18 protein-coding genes are annotated in these 18,581 nt (G+C 57.2%); 15 read left to right on the top strand and 3 right to left on the bottom strand.

The features are described 5' to 3' along the window. The first annotated feature begins 17 nt into the window (after positions 1–17). From LA5095_RS17085 to LA5095_RS17070, 5 genes are all read left to right on the top strand, one after another. Positions 18–305, top strand: a complete 288-nt coding sequence (locus tag LA5095_RS17085) for a sarcosine oxidase subunit delta (protein ID WP_055117105.1) — start codon at positions 18–20, stop codon at positions 303–305. Then, positions 302–3,259, top strand: coding sequence for a sarcosine oxidase subunit alpha family protein (locus tag LA5095_RS17080; protein ID WP_055117102.1), 2,958 nt, complete (start codon positions 302–304; stop codon positions 3,257–3,259). The genes LA5095_RS17085 and LA5095_RS17080 overlap by 4 nt, the downstream gene beginning before the upstream one ends. After that, a complete protein-coding gene (locus tag LA5095_RS17075) occupies positions 3,252–3,845 on the top strand; it encodes a sarcosine oxidase subunit gamma (RefSeq protein ID WP_055117100.1) in 594 nt (197 codons plus the stop codon). The genes LA5095_RS17080 and LA5095_RS17075 overlap by 8 nt, the downstream gene beginning before the upstream one ends. Next, positions 3,842–3,997, top strand: coding sequence for a hypothetical protein (locus LA5095_RS32735; protein ID WP_158510395.1), 156 nt, complete (start codon positions 3,842–3,844; stop codon positions 3,995–3,997). The genes LA5095_RS17075 and LA5095_RS32735 overlap by 4 nt, the downstream gene beginning before the upstream one ends. Positions 3,998–4,196: 199 nt before the next feature. Next, complete coding sequence (locus tag LA5095_RS17070; protein WP_208992743.1) at positions 4,197–4,730, top strand: Lrp/AsnC family transcriptional regulator; 534 nt, start codon at positions 4,197–4,199, stop codon at positions 4,728–4,730. A 104-nt stretch (positions 4,731–4,834) separates the two neighbouring features. Here the strand turns inward: LA5095_RS17070 and LA5095_RS17065 are convergent, their stop codons facing one another. Further along, on the bottom strand, positions 4,835–5,338 hold the full coding sequence (locus LA5095_RS17065) for a MarR family winged helix-turn-helix transcriptional regulator (RefSeq protein WP_055117098.1): 504 nt from the start codon (positions 5,336–5,338) through the stop codon (positions 4,835–4,837). A 219-nt stretch (positions 5,339–5,557) separates the two neighbouring features. Between LA5095_RS17065 and LA5095_RS17060 the strand changes: the two genes are divergently transcribed. From LA5095_RS17060 to LA5095_RS17015, 10 genes are all read left to right on the top strand, one after another. Beyond that, positions 5,558–7,921, top strand: coding sequence for an oxidoreductase (locus LA5095_RS17060; RefSeq protein ID WP_055117096.1), 2,364 nt, complete (start codon positions 5,558–5,560; stop codon positions 7,919–7,921). Positions 7,922–8,105: 184 nt separating this feature from the next. After that, positions 8,106–9,665, top strand: coding sequence for a class I adenylate-forming enzyme family protein (locus tag LA5095_RS17055; RefSeq protein ID WP_235808875.1), 1,560 nt, complete (start codon positions 8,106–8,108; stop codon positions 9,663–9,665). A 30-nt stretch (positions 9,666–9,695) separates the two neighbouring features. Then, positions 9,696–10,253 (top strand): carboxymuconolactone decarboxylase family protein, encoded by a 558-nt coding sequence (locus LA5095_RS17050; RefSeq protein ID WP_082442861.1) that lies wholly within the window; start codon positions 9,696–9,698, stop codon positions 10,251–10,253. A 183-nt stretch (positions 10,254–10,436) separates the two neighbouring features. Further along, the gene (locus tag LA5095_RS17045) at positions 10,437–11,591 is read left to right on the top strand and encodes an ABC transporter substrate-binding protein (RefSeq protein ID WP_029063240.1); all 1,155 of its coding nucleotides are present in this window, start codon (positions 10,437–10,439) and stop codon (positions 11,589–11,591) included. A 35-nt stretch (positions 11,592–11,626) separates the two neighbouring features. After that, a complete protein-coding gene (locus LA5095_RS17040; RefSeq protein ID WP_055117092.1) occupies positions 11,627–12,553 on the top strand; it encodes a branched-chain amino acid ABC transporter permease in 927 nt (308 codons plus the stop codon). Continuing rightward, positions 12,550–13,539 (top strand): branched-chain amino acid ABC transporter permease, encoded by a 990-nt coding sequence (locus LA5095_RS17035; RefSeq protein WP_082442860.1) that lies wholly within the window; start codon positions 12,550–12,552, stop codon positions 13,537–13,539. Before LA5095_RS17040 ends, LA5095_RS17035 begins: the two co-directional genes overlap by 4 nt. Beyond that, on the top strand, positions 13,536–14,285 hold the full coding sequence (locus LA5095_RS17030; protein WP_055117091.1) for an ABC transporter ATP-binding protein: 750 nt from the start codon (positions 13,536–13,538) through the stop codon (positions 14,283–14,285). Before LA5095_RS17035 ends, LA5095_RS17030 begins: the two co-directional genes overlap by 4 nt. Then, the gene (locus LA5095_RS17025) at positions 14,282–14,977 is read left to right on the top strand and encodes an ABC transporter ATP-binding protein (RefSeq protein WP_196999613.1); all 696 of its coding nucleotides are present in this window, start codon (positions 14,282–14,284) and stop codon (positions 14,975–14,977) included. Before LA5095_RS17030 ends, LA5095_RS17025 begins: the two co-directional genes overlap by 4 nt. 25 nt (positions 14,978–15,002) lie before the next feature. After that, positions 15,003–15,461: a cupin domain-containing protein gene (locus LA5095_RS17020; protein WP_055117089.1), complete on the top strand. Its 459-nt coding sequence runs from the start codon at positions 15,003–15,005 to the stop codon at positions 15,459–15,461. A gap of 12 nt (positions 15,462–15,473) precedes the next feature. Beyond that, the gene (locus tag LA5095_RS17015; protein WP_055117087.1) at positions 15,474–16,709 is read left to right on the top strand and encodes a flavin-dependent oxidoreductase; all 1,236 of its coding nucleotides are present in this window, start codon (positions 15,474–15,476) and stop codon (positions 16,707–16,709) included. Positions 16,710–16,890: 181 nt separating this feature from the next. Here LA5095_RS17015 and LA5095_RS17010 read toward each other — a convergent pair whose 3' ends face one another. After that, complete coding sequence (locus LA5095_RS17010) at positions 16,891–17,583, bottom strand: nitroreductase family protein (RefSeq protein WP_055117085.1); 693 nt, start codon at positions 17,581–17,583, stop codon at positions 16,891–16,893. Positions 17,584–17,585: 2 nt separating this feature from the next. After that, positions 17,586–18,449, bottom strand: coding sequence for a nitroreductase family protein (locus tag LA5095_RS17005; RefSeq protein WP_144436029.1), 864 nt, complete (start codon positions 18,447–18,449; stop codon positions 17,586–17,588). Positions 18,450–18,581 lie beyond the last annotated feature (132 nt).

The following is an 18,581-nucleotide window of genomic DNA, read 5'->3' as shown; positions in this document are numbered from 1 at the left end:
GGGCTCGGACAAGACAGATGATCATTCCACACCCGATATTGGGTCCAAGAGATGCCCAGGAATTTGTCTACCTCGGAGATGCATCCCTTCTCGACCGGCCGGACTGGCAGGCGGAAGATGCTTCCTCGGCATTTCATGACTACCAGTATCAGCGCAACAATCCAGCCGGTGTTCACAGGGAACTCTGGTTTCACGAGCAAGGTGACAGATCCTGGCTGGTGGTCACGCGCGACACGACAACGCATGAAATCCTGAAGGCCGAACTCGCCCGGGACGTGGCGTTGGCAGGAGAAACTGCCAAATGACGCAAGTGAACAGGCTGTCCGGTGGCCTCATCGATCGATCCAGGCCGCTTTCCTTCCGCTTCGACGGCACGTCCTATTCCGGTTTCAAGGGCGATACGCTTGCGTCCGCGCTCCTTGCGAACAACGTGAAACTGATGGGCCGGAGCTTCAAGTACCACCGGCCACGCGGGGTTGTCACTTCCGGTTCTGAAGAACCGAATGCGCTTGTCGAATTGCGCGACGGCGCCAGGCGCGAACCAAATACCCGCGCGACCGTGGCGGAACTTTTCGAGGGCCTGAGTGCGATGAGCCAGAACCGCTGGCCCTCCCTGGCGTTCGACGTCTTGGCAATCAATGATGCGTTCTCGAATTTTCTGACTGCCGGTTTCTACTACAAGACATTCATGTGGCCGAAGGCTTTCTGGGCAAAGGTTTATGAGCCGATCATTCGCAAGGCGGCCGGTCTCGGCTCCATCTCGATGGAAGCGGACCCGGATGTGTATGAGAAGGGTTTCCTGCACTGTGACCTTCTTGTCATCGGATCAGGGCCGGCGGGTCTTGCATCTGCCCTGACTGCCGCCCGCGCCGGGGTCCGGGTAATCCTGGCCGAAGAAGACTTCGAACTCGGCGGTAGATTGAAGTCGGAAAACCTGGCACTGAACGAACATCCCGCCAGCGAATGGCTTGAAAGTTCACTTTCTGAACTTCGCAACTCAAAGAATGTGCGTATTCTGTCCAGAACCACCGTTTTCGGAGCCTATGATCATGGCGTCCACGGTGCGGTGGAGCGGATTGCCGACCATTTGGCCGACCCCGACCCCAGCCTGCCACGGCAGATCCTCTGGCGGATCTATGCCAGTCAGACGATGTTGTGTGCCGGGGCGACCGAGCGGCCAATCGCGTTCGAAAACAATGATCGTCCCGGGATCTTGATGGCAGGCGCAATGCGCGATTATGCCAATCGATGGTCGGTCACCGTGGACCGGACCGTTGCCGTCTTCACAAACAATGACGACGGCCATCGTACCGCGCGGGATCTCTTGGCGAAGGGCGTTGAGGTCAAGGCGGTCATTGACGTGCGCGATGACGCCAAACCCCTGGCGGATTATCCGCTCGTGGCGGGCGCAAGGGTTGTTGATTCAGCCGGTCGCCTGGGTCTCAAGGAGATCAAGGTGCGGCTCGCCGATGGTGCGATCCGTACAATCTCATGCGGAGCCCTTGGCGTTTCAGGTGGCTGGAACCCGGCGGTTGCACTGACGTGCCATCAGCGTGGCCGTCCTCAGTGGAACGAGAAGATTTCCGCATTTGTTCCCGGGAGCAGCTTGCCTGTCGCCATGACCGTTGCCGGGGCCGCCAACGGGACCCTTTCAACGTCCGGAGCCCTGCAGGAAGGGACGGAAAAGACCGTTGCGGCGCTCAGCGCAATCGGTATCGATGCGACCGCAATCGATACGCCAGACCCGGATGACGGCCCAGTCGCCGTTTCGGCGTTCTGGCATACGGGAGAGGGCAAAGGCCGCGCCTGGCTTGACCTCCAGAACGATGTCACGGTGAAGGATGTCAAACTCGCGCACCAGGAAGGCTTTGTCTCGGTCGAACACCTCAAGCGCTATACCACGCTTGGTATGGCGACCGATCAGGGAAAGACATCCAATCTCGGTGGACTTGCGATCATGGCCGAACTCTCCGGAAAGTCCATTCCGGAGACCGGTACCACCATATTTCGTCCCCCCTATACGCCTGTGGCCATCGGTGCGCTTGCCGGGCGGTCCAGGGACGAGGACTTTCGCCCTGTTCGCCGGACGCCCAGTCATGTCTGGGCAGAAGAACAGGGCGCTGTCTTCGTGGAAGCTGGCATGTGGCTGCGTGCCCAGTGGTTTCCGCGAGCGGGCGAAAGCTACTGGCGCCAGAGTGTCGACCGGGAAGTGCTGGCAGTGCGCAAGTCTGTTGGCGTTTGCGATGTGACCACACTCGGCAAGGTGGACGTCCAGGGCGCGGATGCGGCAACCTTCCTGAACAAGGTTTATTGCAACGGTTTTGCCAAACTGGCCGTGGGCAAGACCCGCTACGGGCTCATGCTGCGTGAAGACGGAATTGCGATGGACGACGGCACGGCCGCCAGATTGGCGGAGGACCATTTTGTCGTAACGACAACGACTGCCAACGCTGTCGGCGTTTACAGGCACATGGAATTTGTCCGCCAGTGCCTGTGTCCGCAATTGGACGTTCAGCTGATTTCGACAACCGAGGCCTGGGCGCAATACGCGGTTGCCGGACCAAATGCGCGAAATCTGCTGCGCAAAATCGTCGATCCGGCATTCGACATTTCCAACGAAGCGTTTCCCTTTATGGGCTGTGCGGAGATTACGGTCTGTGGCGGCGTTCGGGCGCGTTTGTTCCGGATCTCGTTTTCCGGTGAACTGGCTTACGAAATCGCGGTTCCGACCCGCTACGGCGACAGTCTTGTCCGGGCGTTGATAGCGGCCGGAGAGGAATTTGACGTGGTGCCTTACGGTACCGAAGCGCTTGGTGTGTTGCGTATCGAAAAGGGACATGCAGCCGGCAACGAATTGAACGGGCAGACCTCCGCCGCCCATCTGGGCATGGGACGAATGGTTTCCACCAAGAAAGACAGCATAGGAGCCGTGCTTGCGCGTCGTGAGGGATTGTCCAGCGATTCCGGCCTGCGCCTCGTCGGGCTGGAAGCTGTTGAGCCGACACAGACTTTGCCGGCAGGTGGGCATCTGTTCACGGAAGGCAATCATCACATCGCGGCAAATGACGAAGGCTGGGTCACATCGACCGCTTATTCTCCGCATTTGCAGAAATCGATCGCGCTTTGTTTCCTGGAGCGGGGATCGGAGCGTTTGGGCGAGCAGATCGAAGTGGCCAACCCGATTGAAGGTGCTACCTTGAAAGCCAAGGTTGTCAGTCCGCATTTTATCGATCCGGAAGGAGAGCGTCTCCGTGCCTGAGTATCGTCTTTCGCCCGCTCCGGCTCTTGGACCGGAAGCTGCTGACCGCATCGAGGTTGGCGGCAATGGCATCGAAGAAAACAGAAATATCGCAATTGCTTCTGTCGCGTCCCGTTCCGGCCGCGGCAAAGATGTCCGTGCCGCTCTAAGGCAAATTCTGAAATGCGATGCGCCGGAGGCCGGAGCTTTTGTCGTGGGGGAGGACCACGCCGCTTTCTGGATGGGGCCAGATCAATGGATGATACTGGCCGAGCATGAAAATCACGAGCTTCTTGCAAGCGAACTGAAGGAGCGGCTTGGCGAAACTGCATCCGTGACGGAACAAAATGACGGTTGGGTCTGTCTCGATGTGACCGGGGACAAACTTCCCGCTGTGTTTGAACGCTTGACCGCAGCTGATGTGTGGAAGCTGGAAAGCGGATCAGCGGTGAGAACCGTTGTCGAGCATATCGGCTGTTTTCTGATCTGTGTCGAGCAAGATCGTCACTATCGGCTCCTGGCTGGTCGTTCCTTCGCGAAATCGTTCCACCACGCCATCCTGACAGCCCTCGGATCAACCCTGTTGCTTTACCCGGACAGGAAGTGACGAAGCACACAGAAGAGCTACCTTCCCCGGGATTTCAATCCAGATGCCGGATGTTGGGCCAAAGGGCCCTGACCTATGGCGGAATGGGTTCTCACGGTCAGGCCGAGCAGGTCGCGGGTCAGCGCAAGAGCGTCGGCACTTTGGCGGATTGAAAAATTTCGATTTCTCCAAGTGACACGGTACGATCTTCTTCGTTCTCTCGTTCTGCCGTTGGACAAACAAGTTGCGGTGGCGGGACTTGTTTGTCCAACGGCAGAACGGTTTGATGTTGTGTCTTGTACACCGTTATGATCGTTACCCGACTGCAGATCCAATTCATCGGATTGCAGCGAGGAAACGCAGAGGAAAAAAGTGAACATACCGCAAAAACCGGAACCGGAAAAATCCACGCGCCAGCGGAGCACGCATTCGGTTGAAGACCGGCTGAACAGCGAGATCGTTCAGATGCTTGAAATCGATGGGCGCATGCCGTTTTCGGAAATCGCGCAGAAACTCAACGTTTCGGAAGGTACGGTGCGAAACCGGGTAAACGGCATGAAGGACGCCGGTTTGCTCAGGATTGTTGCCATCGCAGATCCCTCGGCCTCCGAATACAAGGCTGACGCAATGATCTGCCTGAAGGTTGCCCCGGGCGTCACTCCGTTCAGTGTTGCGGAACGATTGGGCAAGGTGTCGAGCGTTGTCTATGTGCTATGGGTGACAGGGCGCTTCGACCTGCTGGTCGAACTTGTTTGCGATGAACGTGACGATCTTGTTTCCTTTCTGGAAACGCACGTCCATGGTGTCAAGGACATCGCGGATGCAGAGGTCATGCTGGGACTGAAGAATTTCAAAAACCAGTTCCTGCTCAAACGGAACTGGGAAGAGGCACCGAAAGAGTTCTGACCGGTCAAGGATTCCGGCATTTGCCGGCGGACAGCACATACTTTTCAGAAGACGCATGGAAAAACGATGGAACAGTGCATTGATGACGCGGAATTGTGGCGGTGTCAGTCGGCTCGCTTGTTCGCGTTTCTGGCGATCGAACTCAGTTCCGAGTGAAGACGCTCCAACGTGTCGTCATCAATGTTGCTGAACGCGTCTGAAACCCACTCGGCGTTGGCCTGCGCCATGTGGTGAAACTGGTCTAGTCCCTGCTTGGTCATGCGTATGAGATAGCGACGGCGATCGGTCGGGTCCGGCACGCGCTGAACCATCTCATCCGCTTCCATCCTGTCAAGCAACGAGGAAATATTGCCGGATGGAGCAAGCAGGCTTGCGCCAAGATCGCCTATGGACAGAGTTCTGTCAGGTGCCCGGTAGAGCTGGGACAGGACGTCAAACCGGACAAAGCGGACGCCAAAGGACTTTTGCATACGAGCGCCGATTTCGGTTTCGATACGCCGCGATGTGCGAACAAGTTGAAGCCAAAACCGCAGGACCCGGCGTTGACGGTCATCATAGTCGTCTTCGACAGGGTGTCCGCGCAGCGGGTTGTTCGTTTGGTCGTCCATAATGCGGCAAATATCATCCAGTCCGGCATCTGCCAATTGCTTTGTGTCGTCGCAATGTCGCTGATATCGGCAACCGAAATTCGAAGAAATCAAAAAACACTAGTAAGAACAATGTTTTAAAATTGGTGTGATAATTGGCCTTGAAATTACTTTATACATAAAATAATAATATATAAGATAAATTTCCGGACCGGTTCAGGTCGCATCAGGGAGCGCAGAATGAAGATCACGGTTGTGGGCGGTGGTCCTGGAGGCCTTTATTTCGCGTTGCTCACCAAGAAAGCGCGTCCGGACTGGACCGTTGAGGTGTATGAGCAGAACCGTAATGACGACACTTTCGGTTTCGGTGTCGTGTTCTCCGACGATACGCTCGACGAGTTCCTGTCTCATGATCCTGAAACCTACGACAAGATCCGGGATCATTTTGCCTATTGGGACGACATAGCGATCCATTTCAAGGGAGAGGAAATTCGTTGCTCCGGTAACGGGTTTTGTGGAACGTCGCGCTTCGCGCTGCTACGCATTCTGCAGGAGCGGTGTCGCGAACTCGGCGTCAACATGGTGTTCTGCGAGCGCATCGATCCGGCAGACCTGCAGTCCCGTTTCGCTGATTCTGATATCATCGTTGCCTCGGACGGCATCAACTCGGCTATTCGCGACCATTTCAGCGAATCCTTCAAACCGAGCGTGACGATCAAATCCAACCGGTTCTGCTGGATGGGATCCACCCGGCAGATGGACGAGTTCAACTACTTTTTCCGCAAGACAGAGCACGGGATCATTTGCGCTCACACCTACCAGTACCAGACTGACCGCTCGACCTGGGTGTTCGAGATGGACGAAGCCTGCTGGCAGGGTCACGGTTTCGAAGAGTTTGACGAGGAAGGTTCCAAAGAGAAGCTCGAGACGATCTTTCAAGAGGAACTGAATGGGCACGGTCTGCTTCTGAACCGGTCGAACTGGCGAAAGTTTCCCCGGATTTTCTGTGAAAACTGGTCCCACGAGAACATTGTCATTCTGGGAGATGCGAAGGCTTCCGCGCATTTTTCCATCGGCTCGGGAACCAAGCTTGCCATGGAATGCGGGATCGCGCTCTCACAAGCGGTTCTCAAACATGGCGAGCAGTCGGTCAGCGCGGCCTTCAAGGCTTACGACGATGCCCGCCGGACGCCCTGCCAGATCATTCAGCACAATGCCGACGTATCCCTGGGTTGGTTCGAACATATGGGGCGATCCTGGGATATGGATCCCATGCAGTTCTCGATGGTGGTGATGTGCCGGGCGAAATCAATCACTTACGACAATCTCATTCTGCGCGACCCCGACTATGTCGAGAATGTCGATACCGCCTGGTACGAGCAGTACTACCGGGAAAGCGGTGTCGATGTGCGCGACAGTCGCCCGACGCCCATGTTCACACCCTTCAGGCTCCGGGAGATGGAGGTTCCCAACCGGGTGGTGATGTCGCCGATGGCGCAATATTCGGCAGATCAGGACGGAAATCTGACCGATTGGCATTTCACACACTACACCTCGCACGCGCTGGGCGGCATGGGGATGATCTTTACCGAGATGACCTGTCCGTCGCCGGATGCGCGCATTACGCTTGGATGCCCGGGAATGTGGACGGATGTACAGGAGGGGCAATGGAAGCGCATCGTCGACTTCATTCACGCCAATTCCGATGCCAGGGTCTGCATGCAGCTTGGCCATTCCGGCCGGAAAGGATCCACGCAGCTTGGTTGGGAGAAAATGGATTTTCCAATCGAGACGGCCGATGACAACTGGCCGCTCATATCCGCTTCTCCGATCCCCTATTTCGACGACGTCAGCCAGGTGCCGCAAGAGCTTGACAAGGCTGGCATGGACAGAGTTCTCGAGGACTTTGTGCAAGCTGCACAGCGTGCTGCGCGCGCAGGCTTCGACATGCTGGAGCTGCACTGCGCGCACGGCTACCTGCTCGCTTCATTCCTGTCGCCACTGACGAACCGCCGGAGCGACGGGTATGGCGGAAGTATCGAAAACCGGCTGAAGTACCCACTTGAGGTATTTGCGGCCATGCGGGCCGTCTGGCCTGAAGACAGGCCGATGTCGGTGCGTGTCTCGGCGACCGACTGGAAGGAGGGGGGACTCGATGAAAAAGACCTTTTTGCCATCGCGGAAGCCTTCCGTGAAGCCGGTTGCGACCTGATCGATGTTTCGGCCGGCCAGACCGTGCCCGATCAGGAACCGGTCTACGGCCGGATGTTCCAGGTGCAGTTTTCAGAAGCCATCCGCAACGTTCCGAGGATCGCAACCATGGCCGTCGGCAACATTACCGATGCTGCCCAGGTCAACACGATCCTGCATACGAGGAGGGCGGACCTCGTGGCACTCGGTCGGCCGCACATGTGGGATCCCTATTTCACGCGTCGGGCCGCGGCACATTATGGCGCGCGGGTCGGACACTGGCCGCCACAATACCTGTCAGGTCGTGATCAGGCCTATCGTGAGCTTGCCAAGGCAAGGGACGCAACAATCGAGTTACAGCGCAAGGCGCGACCGAACCAACATCAGAAAGCGATGCAACAGGCGGCGGAATAGGACTGTTCCTCTTTCTGGTTTTTGATCACCGGGGAGGCGCGTGCCGTGACGATCACAGGAGTGTTTTGAGCATAATTCGACCGTCGCCCGCACTTGGGCAAACTGGTCCGGAAAAGTTGAAGTAAGAACCATTGTCTGACCAACCATGTTGGTTGTCGCCTCAAGAGGGGTAGAGGTGAAGAAAATGGAATGCGCGATCAACAATACTCTGTGGGGCTGGCTGCAGCACCATGCTGAGACGATCCCGGAGGCGCCGGCAACCATCAGTGCTTCCGGCACGAAAAGCTATGGGGAACTGGCCGGTGAAGTTCGCTCGGCGGCATCTGGGCTGCAGGCTCTTGGACTGAGCAAAGGCGACGTCGTCGCTGTCCAGCTGCCCAACCTTGAAGCCTTTGTCGTGACGTTTCTTGCCGTTGCTGCCTGCGGTGGGATCGTGCAGACACTCCATATGCCCTACCGCCGGGCAGAATTGAGCCACCTTCTTGAGCACAGTGGAGCACGTTTTGCCGTTGGACTGTCTGCATTCAAGGATCTTTCCCCGGCCGGTGAAATGCTCGAATGCGCGCAGGCTTTGACGACGCTCGAGCAGGTCATCAGTGTTGGTGAACCGATTGAAGGTGCTGTTTCCCTTTCCACCCTTTCGTCGTCCGGGGCCATTGCCGGTGATACGGAAGAGCTTCCGGACCTGACACCCGACGATCCATTTCTGCTGCTTTACACATCGGGAACGACCGCAAGCCCGAAAGGTGTGCCGCACAGCTATCAGGGCTTTCTTGGCAATGCCTCGAATGCGGCAAGTGAACTCGGTATTCAACGGAACGAAACATTGCTTTCCGTGGCACCCTATACGCACCTTTACGGCCTGTTCGTCATGCATTTGTGTCTGGCGACCGGGGCGACCCAGGCACTGTTGCCCAGCTTCTCCCCGGACGGTTTCCTGCCCGCGCTTGACCACTTGAAGCCAAACGGAATTTTCGCGGCGCCCGCGCATTTCGCACCGTTCTGCGGAAGAGGTCTCATCAAGCCGGAGCATCTGGCACCAGCGCGCTTCGTCTGTCTTTCAGGATCCACGGTTCCAGCCGACCTGGCCAGACAGGTTGATGGCCTGATGTCGAACGGGACGGTCATTCAACTTTGGGGAATGAGTGAATTGCAAGCCGGCGCATTCGGCCGGCCGGGGGATCCGGAAGAAAAACGCCTGACCACGGCGGGCCGAGCGTCTGCAAATACGCTTTTACGTGCTGTTGACATGGAGGGTCAGGTTCTCGAGCCGGGCGCGGAAGGCGAGCTTCAGGTGAAGGGGCCTTCCGTCTTCGGTGGTTATCTGGCCAATCCGTCGGAGACGAAGGCTGCTTTCACTGTCGACGGCTGGTTCCGGTCAGGAGACCTGGCCATTGTCGACAACGACGGCTACCTGACGCTCACCGGACGCGTCAAGGAAGTGATCAATCGTGGCGGCGTCAAATACAATCCGGCGGATGTCGAAGCGATCATCTCGACGCTTGAAGCCGTAGAGGCCTGCGCCATCGTTCCCTATCCCGATGTCATTCTCGGCGAAAAGGCCTGCTTGTGCGTGCAGGTCCGGGAAGGCGCATCCATGTCGCTTGAAGAGGCGAATGCACTGCTCCTGGAAAATGGAATTGCCAAATACAAGTGGCCCGAGCGGCTGGAGCTTGTCGAGGCAATGCCCCTGACACCGACGCGAAAAATAATGCGCGGCAAACTGAAACAATTGATCGCCTGACACGATCCGAGCGCAATCAAAGGAACCGCAATGACAGAATTCACGATCTATACCCCTGATACAGCGCCGGGAAAGTCAGGCGAAATGCTTCGGAACGCTTCGGAAAAAATGGGGTTTCTGCCAAACCTCTACGCAAAGCTTGCAGAGTCCGACACGGCGCTTGAAGCCTATTTTTCGCTGTCGTCTCTTGTATCAAAAACCAGCTTTTCTCCGGCCGAACAGCAATTGATCCTGCTGGTCGCGAGTGTCGAGAACGAATGCACCTACTGTGTGGCCGCCCATTCATCCGGTGCTCGCATGGCCAAGCTCGACAAGGGCATAATCGAAGCCGTGCGCAACGGAGAACCGATTGACGACAATCGTCTCGAAGCGCTTCGCAGATTCACCGAAGCCGTCGTCATCAAACGCGGCCATGCGGCGGAAGATCTGGATGCGTTTCTTGGGGCCGGTTTTACAAAACAGAACGCGCTGGAAGTGGTTTTGTGCGTTTCCATGAAAACACTGGCGAACTACGCGAACCATCTTATTGATGTGCCGCTGGACGATGTGCTCAAGCGCATGCAATGGACGGGGAAATCCGCTGGCTAATGCAGTCGATCGGCAAGAGATGTCACTAAGACATTGATTGTTCCTGAAATTATGGAGCATCTTGTTTGCGTTCACACGCAGACGGGAGGCTTCGCAGGCCGGGATACAAACGGCCAGAACAAGCAGAAGAAAAACCGAAAACGGTTGAACATCCTGAACAGGGAAACCAAAGGGGAAGTTTAGATGAAAAAGATTTTAGGGGCTCTTGGAGCCGCTCTCCTTGCCACATCCGCGCAGGCGGAGGATCTCAAGATCGGTCTTGTTGTCACGCTGTCCGGTCCGCCTGCAGTCCTGGGCAAGCAGATAGAAGATGGCTTCAAGCTGGCGCTCGAAAAAATGGACGGAAAAATCGGGGGGCTGGATACCGAACTGATTGTCGTCGACTCGGAGCTGAAACCGGACGTTGCGCTGACCCGGGTCAAAGGGCTTCTTGAAAAGGACGAAGTGGACTTCGTTGTCGGGTCGGTCTTTTCCAACGTTCTGGGTGCGATATACAAGCCTGTTACACGGTCTGAAACGTTTCTGATCAGTCCGAATGCCGGTCCGTCGACGGTCGCCGGCCGGAACTGCAGCCCCTACTTCTTCTCAACCTCCTATCAAAACAACCAGAATTTCGAGGCGCTTGGCCAGCATGCGCAGGAACAGGGAATCAAAAGCGTCTTCATGATGACGCCGAACTACCAGGCTGGACGCGATGCCGTGGAAGGCTTCAAGAAATACTTCAAGGGAGAGATCACCGACGAAGTGTACACGCCGCTCGGTCACAAGGACTTCTCTCCTGAAATCGCGCAGATGTCCACATCGGATGCAGAGGCGCTGTTCACGTTCATGCCCGGCGGCATGGGTGTGCGTTTCGTCAAACAGTTCCGCGAATCCGGACTTGCAGACAAAATGAAATTCCTGTCCGCGTTCACAGTGGATGAAGCAACGTTGCCTGCCCAGAAGGATGCAGCGCTTGGATTCTTCGGTGCAACAAGCTGGGCACCCAGCCTGGACCTGCCGCAGAGCAAGGAATTCGTGGCCGCGTTCGAAGAAAAATACGGTTACATCCCGGGCGGGTTTGCGATGCAGGCCTATGATGCCGCACAGCTGATCGACAGCGCCGTGAAGGCGGTCGACGGGAACCTTTCGGACAAGGACGCGTTGCGCAAGGCTTTGGAAGCTGCAGATTTCCAGTCGCTGCGTGGCGATTTCAGCTTCAACAACAACCACTTCCCGATTCAGGATTTCTACCTGTTGCGCGTCGCACAGCGTGAGGACGGGAAGTACTGGACGGAAATCGATTCCAAGATTTTCGACGATTACACCGACAGCTTTGCTGCCGAGTGCAAGATGTAATCTGACAGAAAGGATATCTACCTGGGCGTTATCAGATGACACCGACACTCTTTCTCATCCAACTTCTCAACGGGGTGCAGTTCGGCGTGCTGCTGTTCCTGATAGCGGCCGGGTTGACGCTGGTTTTCGGCGTCATGGGCTTCATCAACCTTGCCCATGGCGTCCAGTACATGATCGGCGCCTACCTGACCTTCATGTTCTACCAGTTGACCGGAAATTTCTTTTCCGCTCTGCTGCTCGGACTGATCACGGCGCTGATCCTGGGGCTTGCCCTTGAAGCGCTGGTCTTTCGACACCTCTACGACCGCGATCATCTCGACCAGGTTCTTGCCACCTTCGGGATAATCCTGTTCGTCAACGAAGCGGTGAAAGTGATCTGGGGACCGGCGACCTTGACGCTTCCAACGCCTGAAATCCTGTCCGCATCGTTGCAACTGACCGACAATCTGAAATATCCGGTCTACAGGCTCGCACTCATTGCCGTCGGAGCAGCAGTCGCCCTCGGTCTGTATCTTGTCGTCGTCAAAACGCGGGTGGGCATGCTCATCCGGGCGGGTGCCAGCAATGCGGAAATGGTGAGCGCGCTTGGCGTGAACATCCGGCGGCTGTTCACTATCGTCTTCGGCTTCGGTGCCATGCTTGCGGGGTTCGCCGGAGCGATGGCCGCACCCATCTTCACGATCGAGCCCGGAATGGGCGACGATCTCCTCATCGTGGCCTTCGTGGTCATCGTGATCGGCGGGATCGGTTCGATCCGTGGAGCCTTCATCGCAGCCCTGCTGATCGGCTTGATCGACACGCTTGGACGGTCTTTGGCCACGGATGCGATGAAACTGATCTTCGACGCTTCCGCGGCCAATCAGATTGGTCCTTCACTGGCTTCGATGCTGATCTACATCTTCATGGCAGCCGTGCTGTTCTTCAGGCCGCAGGGCCTCTTTCCCGCAAGAGGTGCCGCATGAAAGCAGCGTCTGTTTCAAACCCGGAAACGGTTCAGCAGAGCAAGCGGATCGACCGGGCGCTCCTTGTTGGCCTCGCGCTGATATTGCTGCTGGCAATCATGCCCCTGCTGACGGAATTCGCCGGTGGCAACTATGTGCTCAATCTGGTGATGAAGGCGATGATCCTTGCCATCGCGGCCATATCCCTGGATCTGCTCATCGGCTATGGCGGTCTTGTGAGTTTCGGACATGCGGCATTCCTTGGATTGGGGTCCTACGTCACGGGTATCGCCCTGGCAGAGGGAACGATGGGTGCCCTGCCGATCCTCGGAATGGTTGTTCTCGTTTGCGGGCTGTTTGCGCTGGTGACCGGTGCCTTGTCGCTCAGGACTTCCGGTGTCTATTTCATCATGATCACGCTGGCCTTCGGCCAGATGGTGTATTTCTTCCTGACGTCACTCTCCAACTACGGCGGTGACGATGGCCTGACCCTCTGGGATACGCCACAGCTGTTCGGATTCTACGTGTTCCAGAACGGGTCCGGCCTGTTCTATTCCATTCTGGTCGTACTGGCATTGACCTGGCTGTTTGTCGGCAGATTGGCTCAGTCCCGGTTCGGGCGGGTCCTGCGGGCGGGGAAAGCAAGCCCCGTTCGTGTCGAGACCATGGGGTTCGACATCTTCCAGTACCGGTTGATCGCTTATGTCATCGCAGGCGTGCTTGCGGGTGTCGCCGGGTTCCTGTCTGCATGCCATGCCGAGTTCATCAGTCCGTCGACGGCCACCTGGCAGAACTCCGGCAATCTCATCATCATGGTCATTCTGGGAGGTATGGGGACACGCAACGGTGCGCTGCTGGGTGCGCTGTTCGTGGTTCTGATTGAAGAGGGACTGTCTCTGATCACCCATGAATGGAAGCTGATTTTCGGTCCGATGCTGGTGCTTATTGTGCTGTTCGCCAGGGGTGGTCTTGCCGGCGTGATTGATCGCCTGGGAGGCCGGTCATGACCGCGATCCTGACACTTGAAGGCCTGGTCAAGAATTTCGGTTCGTTGCGGGTGACCGACAATGTCTCGCTGGAGCTGCGATCAAACGAATGCCATGCCCTGATCGGACCGAACGGTGCCGGCAAGTCGACGCTGATCAACCTGGTTTCCGGTTCGCTCGGCGTCGAAAAGGGCAAGGTCGTGCTCGATGGCACTGATATTTCCAGCTATTCGCGGCCCCAGCGTGCGCTTGCGGGTCTTGGGCGCACATTTCAGATCACGACGATCATCCCGGGCTTTACGGTTCTGGAGAATGCCGCGCTTTCTGCGCAGGCGAAAGACGGTTCCAGCCACCGGTTCTTCGGCATCGCGGCTGCGGAGGAAGCCTTGAATGAAAAGGCACGCCGCGCACTGGCGGCATTCGATCTGGGTCACCGGCAGAACGTGCGGGCCGGGGATCTGTCACATGGTGAACATCGTCAATTGGAACTGGCAATGGCCATGGTTGGCGACCCCAAGGTCCTGTTGCTTGATGAACCGATGGCGGGAATGGGAATGGGGGAAGGCAGGGCGCTGACCGAAACGCTTCTCACGCTCAAGAAATCGACGCCAATGTTGCTGGTCGAACATGACATGGAAGCTGTCTTCAAGCTGGCCGACAGAATTTCCGTTCTCGCCTCCGGCCGGATCGTTGCGACCGGGACGCCTGACGAGGTTCGTGCCGACGAGGATGCCCGGGCCGCCTATCTGGGGAGCGAAGCATCATGAGCTTGCTCGAAGTCAACGGTCTTGAAGCCGGTTACGGTTTGTCTCAGGTGCTGTTCGGTGTCGATTTCAGCATCGATGAGGGGGAGGCGGCAACTCTTCTGGGCCGGAACGGTATGGGCAAGACCACGACGGTCCGGTCGATCATGGGGTTGTTGAAACCCAGTGGCGGACAAGTCTCCTTCAACGGCAGGGATATCACGCGCGCTGCGCCTTACAGGGTCGGGCAGGCGGGCATCGGACTTGTTCCCGAAGGGCGCCAGATTTTTCCAACGCTTTCGGTTGAGGAAAACCTCAAGGCCTTTGCCCGTTCGCCGGGGAAGTGGGATCTCGGGAAGGTCTACGCCTTCTTTCCAAGACTGCAGGAACGACGGCGCAATCTCGGTTCGCAGCTTTCCGGCGGCGAGCAGCAGATGCTGGCAATCGGACGGGCCCTGATGACCAATCCGTCCCTGCTGATCCTCGATGAGGCGACAGAGGGGCTGGCTCCGCTTATCCGCCAGGAAATCTGGGCGAAACTGGCCTTCCTTAAAACCGAAGGACAGGCGATCCTGGTGATCGACAAGGACATCGACGCACTGGCCGGATTTGCCGACAGGCATACCGTTCTTAACAAAGGCGAGGTGGTCTGGAGCGGATCAAACGCCAGGCTGACCGCCGAAGCCGACGTGGTGCGATCGCATCTGCACATTTAATCCGACAGCAAACATGGGGTGAACGATGATTGACATGCCACTTGGAATAACGCGCGCCCGGGAAGGTACGGAGGGCATCAGCTGGAATATCCTCGGCCAGACTTACGTGCCCAAGCAGGTTTGCGAATCCTCGTTTTCCTGGCACGCGACACTGCCACCCGGCACATTCGTGCCGCCGCATATTCACCCGATGCAAGACGAGTTTCTCTATATCCTGGAGGGACGTTTCGACTTTCTTCTGGACGGCAAGGAAGACTTTGCAGAGCCCGGCGATCTGGTTCACATGCCAAGAGGCATTCCGCATGGCATCTTCAACAAGAGCGATGCGTCGATAAAGACACTGTTCTGGGTGTCGCCGACGCGGCGGCTTTACGATCTGTTCTGGTCGATCCACAACATGGGGCCAAATCCGGATATCGCGAAACTGGTTGCCGTTTCTGCGGAGCATGAAATCGATTTTCTGCCGCCCGAAGACGAAGACTAAGAGGATGCCGAAATGAAAGTGCTGATAGCGGGCGCCGGCATAGGCGGATTGACCACGGCTTTGATGCTGCACCAGCGCGGTATCCGTTCAACGGTCTTCGAACGGGCGCGGGAAGTGCGCGAAATAGGGGTCGGGATCAACACGCTCCCCCATGCAATCCGGGAGCTTGCCGGCCTCGATTTGCTGGATCGGCTTGATGCGGTCGGTGTGCGAACCCGAGAGCTGCGGTATCTCACCAAACACGGACAGGAGGTCTGGTCCGAGCCGCGCGGGCTCCATGCGGGGCATGACATTCCGCAGTTTTCCATTCACCGGGGCAGGCTCCAGAAAGTTCTCCATGATGCCGTTCTGGAACGGCTTGGCACCGATGCCGTTCAGACCGGCACGCAACTCGCCGGCTTCATTCAGGATGAAGGAGGCGTCACCGTCAATTTTGTTGACAGCGTTGCAGGCGGCGACAGTCGGACGGAGCGAGGTGAAATCCTGATCTGTGCAGATGGTATCCACAGTGCCGGCCGTCGCTCATTTTACCCGGAAGAGGGACCACCGAGCTGGAACGGTGTTGTCATGTGGCGGGGTGCCACCGAATGGCCTGTCTGGGAGGACGGTGAAACCATGGCCATCGGGGGCGGCATGGGCGGCAAGTTCGTGCTTTACCCGATTGCACCTGCCCAAGACGGCAAACAGCTCCTGAACTGGGTCGTGGGAGTGCGCCTTGCCGATGGCGCGACCTCTCCGCCACCTGAAAAAAGCTGGTCAAAGGTGGCGCACCTGTCGGAGGTCTTGCCGCATGCCAGGCGCTTCAACATTCCCGGCCTCGATATCGAGGGCCTGGTTCGGGCAACACCTGCGATTTACGAATACCCGATGGCTGACCGGGACCCGTTGCCGCGGTGGACCCATGGCAGGGTCACCTTGCTGGGAGATGCCGCTCACCCAATGTATCCGGTTGGATCGAATGGGGCTTCCCAGGCAATTCTCGATGCCCGTTGCCTTGCCGATGCACTGGCGGCGTCCGAACATCCGCGCGAAGCGCTTTATGTCTATGAGAAGGAACGTCTTCCCAAAACCGCCGAAGTGGTTCGGTTGAACCGCAAGGGTGGACCTGAACGTGTCATCGACGAAGTTGAAAAACTCAATCCGAGCCTGTTTGACGATGTCAATGACGTGCTTGGCTACACGCAGCGCGAAGCCATCGTGAAAGGCTATGCGGGTACTGCAGGATTTCAGGTGAAGAAGGCGGTCTGACACCGTTTCCGATCAGACAGGAAGCTGTCTGGCAAGGAATGCCCGATGAAACACCAGGGGTGGAAAGAGAGAGGTCTCCCAGAGAGCGCCGGATCTGTCCGCCACAGGGCAATCCCGGGTGATGGAGCACGCAAAGCGCGGTTTGCCAGATTGCTGCTCAAGGAAGCCGCTGTGCGCTGTGTCAGCCCGCAACACTCAGGATTTCATGCAGAGGCTTTTTCAGTTTTGCAACGGCTGGAACCTTTGCTTCGCTTGAGGGGTGACCAACAGCAATAATCATGATCGGCTTCTCGCTTTCCGGCCGGTCAAGCACCTTGTTCAGGAACCTCATGGGATTGGGCGTGTGTGTCAGCGCGACAAGTCCGGCGTGATGGAGCGCAGCCAGCAGAAATCCACAGGCAATGCCGGTGCTCTCAGGGACGTAGTAGTTCTTGTAGCGGGTGCCGTCATCAAAGTAGCCCCAGCGCTGGGCAAACACGACGATCAACCAGGGAGCGTCTTCAAGATGCGGTTTGTGGTCATTGGTACCTATCGGCTCCAACGCCTTCAACCATTCGTCGCCGGCACCACCCTCGTAGAAGCGACGTTCCTCATCTTCCGCGGCTTCGCGAATCTGTCTTTTCACGTCCTGGTTGGAGATTGCGGCAAAATGCCAGGGCTGGTGATTGGCGCCCGAGGGCGCCGTTCCCGCGGTGCGGACACATTCCTCGATCACCTCTCGCGCGACGGGGCGATCGGAAAAATCCCTTACCGTGTGTCTGCGTTTCATGCGGTCATAGTAGGCTTTCGCCTCGGCCAGAACTTTCTCGTCCGAAAAATCGGCCCTGTCAGGAAGGGGGATGGGCTTGTAGGAAATGGTTTCACGGGAAAACATGATCAGTCCTTCAATCGTCTCTTTGTGGCCTGGCCGGTCGTACGCGGTTTTGAAAAGTCGGCTTCCGGTTCAAGCTCACCCGGCGGATTGGAAGTTCCGGTCGTGAAGGCGGCCTCCCATTCACCCAGCTTTTCAGCGCGGTCGTCCCAACTCTCCATGCTTTCCTCGTCACGATACATGGCAAACGGGCGCAAGGTGCTTTCGTAAAAATCCACTTGCGCATGAGACCGGTATTGAGTGGGTTGGTAACCGTTCCAATGGAGGGCCTGAACCAGCGGTCGGCGATACCGGCGGTTCTGGGTTGCAGCAGGGTATCCGATCGGAATGGTGCCATAGGCGCGCATCCATTGCGGATATCCGAGCAGCTCCGACAGTTCCTTGTTGGTGACAGGTTCACCACCGCCCGACAACCAAGCGCTGGTCAGACCTTCAGCCGCAACACCAAGCTGGATATTCTGGATGGCCGCTCCTATGGAATTGAGAAAGATCACTTCATTGTTGTCGAGATACTCCGCCTCCCAACCCTTGCTTGTCGGCTGGGGAAAGCAGACTTTCCAGCGGGGGTCTCCGACGACGATGATGATGGCAGCCGTGTTGGCCAGATAGGTTTTCTTCACCGCGGGAAAACCCCTTGCATGATCGACCAGCCGTTGAGCCTGCCCGAGAAAGACGTCCATCACTCTCTCGCGCAAGCCGGGTTCATCGATGACGATGAAATCAAAACACTGCACATTGGCACCCGACGGTGCCCACCTCCCACAATCAACGATCCGCTTGAGAACGTCACGCTCAACACTTCGGCCCGGCTCGAATTTCCGAACGCTGCGGCGTTTGCGGATCACATCCTGAAAAAGCGCTTCTGACATCTGTTTTTCCCCCTGAACGGAACAAACCGGTACGAGTATCGGGCTCGTGCATGCTTCATTGATGCGGATCGGGTGGTCGAAGTGCAACAGCGAATGCGATTGGAATCCAACATGAGAAATGAGATGCGTGAC

This window comes from Roseibium album, assembly GCF_001404515.1.
Classification (GTDB): Bacteria; Pseudomonadota; Alphaproteobacteria; order Rhizobiales; family Stappiaceae; genus Roseibium; species Roseibium album.
Note: the sequence above shows the minus strand (reverse complement) of the source record. Positions and strands in the feature narration are given on the sequence as shown.